Origin of the sequence: Thauera linaloolentis 47Lol = DSM 12138 (assembly GCF_000310205.1) — a bacterium.
GTDB lineage: Bacteria > Pseudomonadota > Gammaproteobacteria > Burkholderiales > Rhodocyclaceae > Thauera > Thauera linaloolentis.
Genome location: NZ_AMXE01000107.1, coordinates 1 through 9,335, shown reverse-complemented (window position 1 = coordinate 9,335; position 9,335 = coordinate 1). Strand labels below are relative to the sequence as shown.

Annotated in this window: 11 protein-coding genes; 5 read left to right on the top strand and 6 right to left on the bottom strand. The window is 68.7% G+C overall.

Translation table 11 applies throughout. From position 1 onward, the window contains the following. From dmpG to C666_RS17385, 4 genes are all read left to right on the top strand, one after another. Positions 1 to 560, top strand: a 560-nt coding sequence (dmpG, locus tag C666_RS17400; RefSeq protein WP_004345147.1) for a 4-hydroxy-2-oxovalerate aldolase, incomplete at its 5' end; no start/stop codon positions are given. Beyond that, entirely contained in the window at positions 557 to 1,345 is a 789-nt protein-coding gene (gene dmpH / locus C666_RS17395; RefSeq protein WP_004345145.1) for a 2-oxo-3-hexenedioate decarboxylase, read from the top strand. The genes dmpG and dmpH, both read left to right, overlap by 4 nt. 62 nt (positions 1,346 to 1,407) lie before the next feature. After that, positions 1,408 to 1,599 (top strand): 2-hydroxymuconate tautomerase, encoded by a 192-nt coding sequence (gene thmT, locus C666_RS17390; RefSeq protein WP_004345143.1) that lies wholly within the window; start codon positions 1,408 to 1,410, stop codon positions 1,597 to 1,599. Positions 1,600 to 1,674: 75 nt separating this feature from the next. Next, positions 1,675 to 2,244 (top strand): antibiotic biosynthesis monooxygenase, encoded by a 570-nt coding sequence (locus C666_RS17385; RefSeq protein WP_004345141.1) that lies wholly within the window; start codon positions 1,675 to 1,677, stop codon positions 2,242 to 2,244. Positions 2,245 to 2,266: 22 nt separating this feature from the next. Here the strand turns inward: C666_RS17385 and pyk are convergent, their stop codons facing one another. The 6 genes from pyk to gcl all read right to left on the bottom strand — a co-directional run bounded on the left by pyk (position 2,267) and on the right by gcl (position 8,203). Next, a complete protein-coding gene (gene pyk, locus C666_RS17380) occupies positions 2,267 to 3,685 on the bottom strand; it encodes a pyruvate kinase (RefSeq protein WP_004345138.1) in 1,419 nt (472 codons plus the stop codon). Further along, positions 3,682 to 4,107: a GlcG/HbpS family heme-binding protein gene (locus C666_RS17375; protein ID WP_004345135.1), complete on the bottom strand. Its 426-nt coding sequence runs from the start codon at positions 4,105 to 4,107 to the stop codon at positions 3,682 to 3,684. The genes pyk and C666_RS17375 overlap by 4 nt, the downstream gene beginning before the upstream one ends. A gap of 2 nt (positions 4,108 to 4,109) precedes the next feature. Continuing rightward, entirely contained in the window at positions 4,110 to 4,532 is a 423-nt protein-coding gene (locus tag C666_RS17370; protein WP_004345134.1) for a DUF3830 family protein, read from the bottom strand. A gap of 152 nt (positions 4,533 to 4,684) precedes the next feature. Next, positions 4,685 to 5,569, bottom strand: coding sequence for a 2-hydroxy-3-oxopropionate reductase (locus C666_RS17365; RefSeq protein WP_004345132.1), 885 nt, complete (start codon positions 5,567 to 5,569; stop codon positions 4,685 to 4,687). A 43-nt stretch (positions 5,570 to 5,612) separates the two neighbouring features. Next, the gene (gene hyi, locus C666_RS17360) at positions 5,613 to 6,392 is read right to left on the bottom strand and encodes a hydroxypyruvate isomerase (RefSeq protein WP_004345129.1); all 780 of its coding nucleotides are present in this window, start codon (positions 6,390 to 6,392) and stop codon (positions 5,613 to 5,615) included. A 35-nt stretch (positions 6,393 to 6,427) separates the two neighbouring features. Further along, entirely contained in the window at positions 6,428 to 8,203 is a 1,776-nt protein-coding gene (gene gcl / locus C666_RS17355) for a glyoxylate carboligase (RefSeq protein ID WP_004345128.1), read from the bottom strand. A gap of 118 nt (positions 8,204 to 8,321) precedes the next feature. On the opposite strand from gcl, the gene C666_RS17350 reads away from it, so the two are divergent. Further along, complete coding sequence (locus C666_RS17350) at positions 8,322 to 9,266, top strand: LysR family transcriptional regulator (protein WP_004345126.1); 945 nt, start codon at positions 8,322 to 8,324, stop codon at positions 9,264 to 9,266. Positions 9,267 to 9,335: the final 69 nt, after the last annotated feature.

Here is a 9,335-nt window from a genome sequence, read left to right as displayed (position 1 = left end):
AAGGCTACGGCGCCAACTGCATCTACGTCACCGACTCGGCCGGGCACCTGCTGCCCGACACGGTCAAGGCGCGCCTCAGTGCCGTGCGCGAAGCGCTGAAACCGGAAACGGAACTGGGTTTTCATGGCCACCACAACCTGGCGATGGGGGTGGCCAACAGCCTGGCGGCGCTCGAAGCGGGGGCCACGCGGATCGACGCGGCGGCGGCGGGCCTGGGTGCGGGGGCGGGGAACACGCCGATGGAAGTGTTCATCGCGGTGTGCGATCTGATGGGGATCGAGACCGGGGTGGACGTGTTCAGGATCCAGGACGTGGCCGAGGACCTCGTGGTGCCGATCATGGACTTCCCGATCCGCATCGACCGCGATGCGCTGACGCTGGGCTACGCGGGGGTGTATGGCTCCTTCCTGCTGTTCGCCAAGCGTGCCGAGAAGAAGTACGGCGTGCCGGCGCGCGAAATCCTGGTGGAGATGGGCCGGCGCGGCATGGTCGGCGGACAGGAGGACATGATCGAGGATACGGCCATGAACCTCGCAAGGGCGAAGGGGGTTGCGGCATGAAACTGTCACGCGAAACCATCGAGCAACTCGCCATCCACCTCGAAACCTGCGAGCTGGAGGCGAAGGACACGCCCAAGATCACCGACGATCACCCCGACATGGACTGGGATGACGCCTACGCCATCCAGGACGAGATCAAGCGCCGCAAGGTGGCGCGCGGCTGCCGGATCATCGGCCTCAAGGCCGGGCTGACCTCGCACGCCAAGATGAAGCAGATGGGCGTCGAGACGCCGGTGTTCGGCTTCCTGGCGGACTATTTCAGCGTGCCCGAGGGCGGCGAGATCGACACCGCGAAGCTGATCCATCCCAAGGTCGAGCCCGAGATCGCCTTCGTCACCAAGGCGCCGCTGCGCGGGCCGGGCTGCCACATCGGCACGGTGCTGGCCGCGACCGATTTCGTCATCCCGGCCATCGAGGTCATCGACAGCCGCTACCGCGACTTCAAGTTCGATCTCAAGAGCGTGGTCGCCGACAACTGCTCGTCGAGCCGCTTCGTCGTCGGCGGCAGGATGGGCGATGCCGCCGATCTGGACCTGCGCACCACCGGCATCGTGCTGGAAAAGAACGGCGAGCCGGTGGCCTTCGGTGCCGGCGCGGCGGTGCTGGGCCATCCGGCCGCGGCGGTGGCGATGCTGGCCAACATGCTGGGCGAGCGCGGCGAGGACATCCCCGCCGGCACGCTGATCCTGTCCGGCGGCATCACCGAAGCGGTGGCGGTGCAGCCGGGCGACGACGTCACGCTGCGGGTGCAGGGACTCGGTTCGGTGTCGGTCCGCTTCAAATGATCCCGCGCAGCGGCGGGCCAGGCCTGCCGCTCCAATCCCCCCCGACCACGGAGAGCAGAACCATGCCATTTGCCCAGATCTACATGATCGAAGGCCGCAGCGAAGAGCAGAAGCGCGCGGTGATCGAGAAAGTCACCCAGGCGCTGGTCGATGCAGTCGGCGCGCCGAAGGAGAACGTGCGCGTCTGGATCCACGACGTGCCCAAGGAAAACTGGGGCATCGCCGGCGCCACGGCCAAGGATCTGGGGCGCTGACGATGACCGTTGCCCGACGCTCCGGCGCGGGGCATGCTCGGTCGTGCCGATGAAACAGCCTGGGGATCCGCTGCGATGAACGATCCGACAAACGAAACCGCTCCGTCCGTCACACGCATCGCGCGCCGCCGCGCGCTCCCAGGGCGCGAGGCGGAATACGAATCGCGGGTGCGCGCGATGCTGGCCCGGATGCGCTCCTTCAAGGGCTTTCTGGGCGGTGACATCATTCCGCCCGAGCAGGCCGGGGGCGATTACCAGATCGTGACCCACTTCGCCTCGGAGGCCGACCTCGACGTCTGGGAGCACAGCGAAGCGCGGGCCCAATGCCTCGGTCGCCTGCGCGAAGTCGCCGAGGGCGAACCCGCGTTCCGCGTCCTGAGCGGGCTCGAGGCCTGGTTCCAGCCCGCGGTCGTGCCCGCCAGCATGCACCCGCCGCGCGCGCGCATGGCGCTCGTCACCTGGCTGGGCATCTTCCCGACCGTGTCGTTCTTCCTGTGGCTGGTGGCGCCCTGGCTGCAGGCGCTGCCTTTCCTGCTGCGCACTGCGGTCCTGACCGCATTGATCGTGGCCACGATGACCTGGGTGGTGATGCCGCGCCTGACCCGCTTGCTGCACGGCTTCCTGAACCTGGGGCGGCCGCGCTGATTTGCGGCCTCTCCAGGCCCGCTCAGCGCGGAATGCGCGCCACGTGCAGCAGGTTGGTGCCGCCGCTGCGGCCGAAGGGCATGCCGGCGATGACGACGACGACATCGCCGGCCCTGGCGAATGCGTTGCTGACCGCGGCGGTCGCGGCATGCTCGACCATTTCGGTGACGTCATGCACCTCCTCGAACGGGACCGGGTGCACGCCCCATGCCAGCGCCAGCCGGCGCGCCGTCGCCAGTTGCGGCGTCAGTGCGAGGATGGGGGCCACCGGGCGTTCGCGGCTGGCGCGCAGGGCGCTGAAGCCCGAGGTGGTGTAGGCCACGGTGGCGGCCGGTTCGAGCAGGCCGGCGACGCGGCGCAGGGCGCAGCAGATCGCGTCCGGCGTGTTCGCCCCGGCGGGCGTATGGCTGGTTTCGAGGCCGGCGCGCCAGGCGGGGTCGTGTTCCACCTCGCAGATGATGCGGTGCATGATGTCCACCGCCTCGACCGGGTACTGGCCCGAGGCCGATTCGGCCGACAGCATCACCGCGTCGGCACCGTCGTAGATCGCGGTGGCGACGTCCGAGGCTTCGGCGCGCGTGGGCACCGGCGAGTTGATCATCGATTCCAGCATCTGCGTGGCCACCACCACCGGCTTGCCGGCGGCGCGGGCGGCGCGCACGATGCGCCGCTGCAGCACCGGCACCTGCTGCGGCGGCAGTTCGACGCCGAGGTCGCCGCGCGCCACCATGATGCCGTCGGCCAGCGCGACGATGGGATCGAGCTGGTCGATGGCGGCGGGCTTTTCCAGCTTGGCCATGATCCAGGCGCGGTCGCCGATGATCTCGCGCGCTTCGCGCAGGTCCTCGGCGCGCTGCACGAAGGACAGCGCCACCCAGTCGACGCCCAGCGCCAGGCCGAAGTCGAGGTCGATGCGGTCCTTGGCGGTCAGCGGCGAGATCGGCAGCACAACGCCGGGCACGTTGACGCCCTTGCGGTCGGACAGCACGCCGCCGACCAGCACCGTGGTGTCGGCGAAATCGGGGCCGAAGGCATCGACGCGCAGGCGCAGCTTGCCGTCGTCCAGCAGCAGTTCGGTGCCGGCTTCGAGCGCGGCGAAGATCTCGGGGTGGGGCAGGTTGGCGCGCGCGGCGTCGCCCGCGGCGGAGTCGAGGTCGAGGCGGAAGCCGGCCCCGGCGGCCAGCGTGACCTTGCCTTCGGCAAAGCGGCCGACGCGCAGCTTGGGGCCTTGCAGGTCCATCAGCACGCCGATCGGGCGGCCGATTTCCTGCTCGATCTCGCGGATTGTCCGCAGCCGTTCGGCGTGGTCGTCGTGGCTGCCGTGGCTGAAGTTGAGGCGGAAGACGTCGGCGCCGGCCTCGGCCAGCGCGCGGATCTGTTCGCGGCTGGAACTGGCGGGGCCGAGGGTGGCGAGGATGCGGGCGCTGCGTTCGCGTTTCATGCCGGGTTCTCCTGGTGTGCGGTGAGCGCGAGGGCGGCGACGCCCGCGCGGGCGACCTGCGCGTCCTCGCCGGCCTTGACGCCGGACACGCCGACGGCGCCGATGAGCTTGCCGCCGGCGACGATCGGTTCGCCGCCTTCGAGCGGCACCACCGGCATCGCCAGCGCGGCGAAGCGGCCATTGTTGACCATGTCCTCGAAGGCCTTGCTCGGCTTGCCGCTCAGCACGCAGGTGCGCGCCTTCTCGGGGGCGACGGCGGCGCTCATCAGCGGCGCGCCATCCATGCGCTGAAGCCACAGGGCGTGGCCGCCGGCGTCGCAGATCGCGATGCTGACCGCCCAGCCCTTGGCGCGGGCCTCGGCCTCGGCGGCGGCGGCAATGCGCCTGGCGTCATCCAGGCTCAGGAGGTAGGTGGGTTCCATGTTCAGCGCTCGCCGATGTCGGTGAAACGGATCCACTGCGCGCCCTTCCACAGCACGGTGCGGCCCATTTCGTAGAGTTGGTCGCCGCCTTCGACCACGGTCAGGAAGTGGTTGCCGGCGAGCTGCCCCATCTTGCTGGCGAAGCTGCTGCTGCCGTAGGCGAACAGGATCTCGGTTTCGGAGAAGCCGCCCGGGTACAGCAGGATGTCGCCGCGCGAAGGGTGGCTGGTGTGGTTCTCGAAGCCGAGGCCGGTATCGAACTCACCCAGCGGCACCCACACGGCTTCGCCGCTCCAGCGCGAGTGGATGACCTGGTTCGAGAACGGCAGCAGTTCGAGGAAGGCGGCGCAGGTCTTGGGCGCGGCGGCTTCCTCCAGGCGGGCGACGAAGCGGAACGATCCGACTTCGATGGCAAGGTGGCGCATCGTGATCTCCTTCGGTGGGTGGGCGACGGACGGTCGAGGGGAGGGAGAAGGTCCGTCGCCCGGGTGCCGGTCGATGCCGGCACTTCATGATTATCGGGGTTGGGGTTGGGGTTGGCGTGGGCGGACCGGCGAGCCGGCCGCCCTGGACCGCATCATTGTCCAATCTCGAAATTGGCCATCTTCTCCAGCGCGCGCACCATGGCCGAGTGGTCCCAGGCCTTGCCGCCGTGCGCGGCGCAGGCGTTGAACAGCTCCTGCGCCGAGGCGGTGTTGGGCAGCGACACGCCGAGCTGGCGGGCGGTGGTCAGCGCCAGGTTCAGGTCTTTCTGGTGCAGTTCGATGCGGAAGCCGGGGTCGAAGCTGCGCTTGACCATGCGTTCGCCATGCACTTCGAGGATGCGCGAGTTGGCGAAGCCGCCCATCAGCGCCTGGCGCACCTTGGCGGGGTCGGCGCCGGCCTTGGCGGCCAGCAGCAGTGCCTCGCCGACGGCCTCGATGTTCAGCGCGACGATGATCTGGTTGGCGACCTTGGTGATCTGGCCGTCGCCATTGCCGCCGACCAGGGTGATGTTCTTGCCCATCAGCTCGAACACCGGTCTGAGCTTGCCGAAGGCCGCTTCGCTGCCGCCGACCATGATCGTCAGGCTGGCGGCCTTGGCGCCGACCTCGCCGCCCGATACCGGTGCATCGAGGTATTCGCAGCCGAGCGCGTTGATGCGCTTGGCGAAGTCCTTGGTCGCGACCGGCGAGATCGAGCTCATGTCGACCACGATCTTGCCCGCGGACAGGCCGGCGGCGACGCCTTCGGGGTTGAACAGCGCATCCTCGACGTGCGGCGTGTCCGGCACCATGGTGATGATGATGTCGGCCTGGCGCGCCACTTCGGCGCCGTTGGCGCAGGGCCTGGCGCCCGCTTCGAGCAGGCTGGCGGGGATGTCGCCGCGGGTGTGGGCGTAGACGGTGTGGCCGCCCTTGATGAGATGGCCGGCCATGGGGCTGCCCATGATGCCGAGGCCGATGAAGCCGATGTTGGCCATGATGTTGTCTCCTTGGGTTGGGTGTGGTCGTGGTGTGCGCGCGTCAGCCCGCCAGCGCCTTCAGCCAGCCCAGGCCCTCGCGGGTGCCGGCGGCGGGCTTGTATTCGCAGCCGATCCAGCCGTCGTAGCCGAGGCGGTCGATGAAGCGGAACAGCCAGGCGTAGTTGATCTCGCCCGTGCCCGGTTCGTTGCGGCCGGGGTTGTCGGCGATCTGCATGTGGGCGATGCGCGGCAGGTGGCGGGCGATGGTGCTGGCCAGTTCGCCCTCCATGCGCTGCATGTGGTAGATGTCGTGCTGCAGGAACAGGTTGTCCGAGCCCACTTCGTCGATCAGCGCGATCGCCTGCGCGGTGCCATTGACGTGGAAGCCGGGGATGTCGAAGGTGTTGATCGGCTCGATCAGCAGGCGGATGCCGGCCTCGCCCAGCTTGCCGGCGGCGAAGCGCAGGTTGGCGACCAGGGTCTCGTGCACCTGGCCGGCATCGGCGCCGGCCGGCGTGATGCCGGCCAGGCAGTTGATCTGCCCGCAGCCGAGCGCGCCGGCGTATTCGATGGCGCGGCCGACGCCGTCCTGGAACTCGCCCACGCGGTCCGGGTGGCAGGCGATGCCGCGCTCGCCGCCGTCCCAGTTGCCCGCCGGCAGGTTGTGCAGTACCTGGGCCAGGCCATGCCGGTCGAGGCGCTCGGCGAGCTCGTTCTTGTCGAGGGCGTAGGGGAAGAGGAACTCCACGCCCTTGAAGCCGGCTTCCGCCGCCGCCTGGAAGCGGTCGAGGAAAGGCAGTTCGTTGAACAGCATGGTCAGGTTGGCGTTGAACTTCGGCATGTCGGCTTCTCCGGTCGTTGGTTGCGGGCGGGCGCTCAGTCGAGCATCGAGATCGCGGTCGGGGCGTCCTCGCCGCGCTCGGCGAGTTCCTCGAATTCATTGACGGCGTTGATCTCGGTTCCCATCGCGATGTTGGTCACGCGCTCGAGGATGATCTCGACCACCACGGGCACGCGGAATTCTTTCATCCATTGCCGCGCCTGGGCAAAGGCGGGCTGGATGTCTTCGGCCTTGCGCACGCGGATCGCCTTGCAGCCCAGGCCTTCGACCACGGCGACGTGGTCGACGCCATAGCCTTCGGTCTCCGGCGCGTTGATGTTCTCGAACGCGAGCTGCACGCAGTAGTCCATGTCGAAGCCGCGCTGCGCCTGGCGGATCAGGCCGAGATAGGCGTTGTTCACCAGCACGTGGATGTAGGGCAGCTTGAACTGCGCGCCCACCGCCAGCTCCTCGATCATGAACTGGAAGTCGTAGTCGCCCGAGATCGCCACCACATTGCGTTCCGGGTCGGCGGCGCACACGCCCAGCGCGGCCGGGATGGTCCAGCCCAGCGGGCCGGCCTGGCCGCAGTTGATCCAGTGGCGCGGCTTGTACACGTGCAGGAACTGCGCGGCGGCGATCTGCGACAGGCCGATCGTGCTGACGTAGCAGGTGTCCTTGCCGAAAGCCTGGTTCATTTCTTCGTACACGCGCTGCGGCTTCATCGGCGTGTTGTCGAAATGCGTCTTGCGCTGCAGCGTGCGTTTGCGCTGCTGGCAGTCGGCCACCCAGGCGCCGCGGTCGCGCAGCGTGCCGGCGGCTTTCATCTCGCGCGCCACTTCCAGCAGGCGGTCGAGCGCGGCGCCGGCGTCCGACACGATGCCGTAGTCGGGGCCGAACACGCGGCCGATCTGGGTCGGCTCGATGTCGATGTGCACGAACTTGCGGCCCTCGGTATACACCTCGACCGAGCCGGTGTGGCGGTTGGCCCAGCGATTGCCGATGCCGATCACGAAGTCGGCGGCCAGCATCGTCGCGTTGCCGTAGCGGTGCGAGGTCTGCAGCCCGACCATGCCTGCCATCAGCGGATGGTCGTCGGCAATGCTGCCCCAGCCCATCAGCGTCGGGATCACCGGCACGCCGGTGAGTTCGGCGAATTCCTGCAGGCGGGTGGCGGCATCGGCGTTATGCACGCCGCCGCCGGCGACGATCAGCGGGCGTTCGGCGGCGTTGAGCATCTCCATCGCCTTCTCGGCCTGGGCGCGGGTGGCGGCGGGCTTGTAGGCGGGCAGCGGCTCGTAGGTGTCGATGTCGAACTCGATTTCGGCCATCTGCACGTCGAAGGGCAGGTCGATCAGCACCGGCCCGGGGCGGCCCGAGCGCATGATGCTGAAGGCCTGCTGGAACACGCGCGGCACCAGCGCCGGCTCGCGCACGGTGACCGCCCACTTGGTCACCGTCTTGGCGATCGATTCGATGTCCACCGCCTGGAAGTCTTCCTTGTACAGCCGGGCGCGCGGCGCCTGGCCGGTGATGCACAGGATGGGGATCGAGTCGGCCGAGGCCGAGTACAGGCCGGTGATCATGTCGGTGCCGGCCGGGCCCGAGGTGCCGATGCACACGCCGATGTTGCCGGCCTTGGCGCGGGTGTAGCCCTCGGCCATGTGCGAGGCGCCTTCGACGTGGCGGCCGAGGACGTGGTTGAAGCCGCCGTTCTTCTTCATCGCCGAGTACAGCGGGTTGATCGCGGCGCCGGGCACGCCGAACACGGTGCTCACGCCTTCCTTGCGCATCACCGCTGCTGCGGCATCGACTGCTCTCATGCGGGCCATTTCACTGTCTCCTTCCGGGGATGTTGGACGAATCCGATGGCTGCAGGATAAGCAGTCCGCGGCGAAGACTGAATGGGTGTATAAATCGTTTCTGTCGATACTTCAGGTATTGAATGCAATGGACCGCCATACCGAAATCCGCAGCTTCGCGCTCGTTGCCGAAAAAGGCAGCTTCGCCGCCGCCGCCCTGGTCGAAGGGGTCACGCCGGTCATCATGGGGCGCCGCCTCGACGGCCTGGAACGGCGCCTCGGCGTGAAGCTGATGCACCGCTCCACCCGCGGCCTGACGCTGACCGACCTCGGTGAGCAGTTCCTGGAGCAATGCCGGCAACTGCTGCGCGAGTTCGACGAGATCGAGCACGGCATCAGCGCCGGGCGCAACGTAGTGCGTGGGCACCTGGTGGTGTCGGCGCCGGCCGCCTTCGGGCGGCGGCACGTGGCGCCGCATGCGCTGGGCTTTCGCGCCCTGCATCCGGAATTGAAGATGTCCTTCAACTTCACCGACAGCGTGGTCGACCTGGTGCGCGAGGGCTACGACATGTCGATCCGCATCGGCGAGGTTGCCGACCCCAACTACGTGCCGGTGCGGCTGTATCCCAACCGCCGCGTGGTGTGCGGCACGCCGGACTACTTCGAGCGCCACGGCGTGCCGCGCCAGCCGGAAGACCTCGTGCGCCACAACAGCCTGGCCTTCAACCTCGCCGGCGGCCAGCAGCGCGGCTGGAGCTTCGTGCGCGACGGCAAGCTGTTCGCCGTCCGCGTCGAGGGCGACCTGGCCTGCAACGACGGCGAACTGCTGTTCGACTGGGTGAAGCAGGGCCTGGGCGTGGGCTGGCGCTCGACCTGGGAGATCCAGGCCGAACTGCGGCGGGGTGAACTGGTGACGGTGCTCGATGACTTCGCCGCGCCGAGCTACGACATCCAGGCGGTGTACCCGCAGCAGCGCTATCTGCCGGCCAAGGTGCGGCATTTCATCGATTACCTGAAGGCGGTCTACAACCGGTCGGGGTATTGGGAAGGAGAGGGGGAAGACACGGCGCGGGGCGTGGAAGGCGGGCGATGAGGCCCGCGCCGGCGCGGGAGAAGGCGGGCGCCGCCGGGCCGCGGACGGCGATGGCCGCCGCGCGGCAGG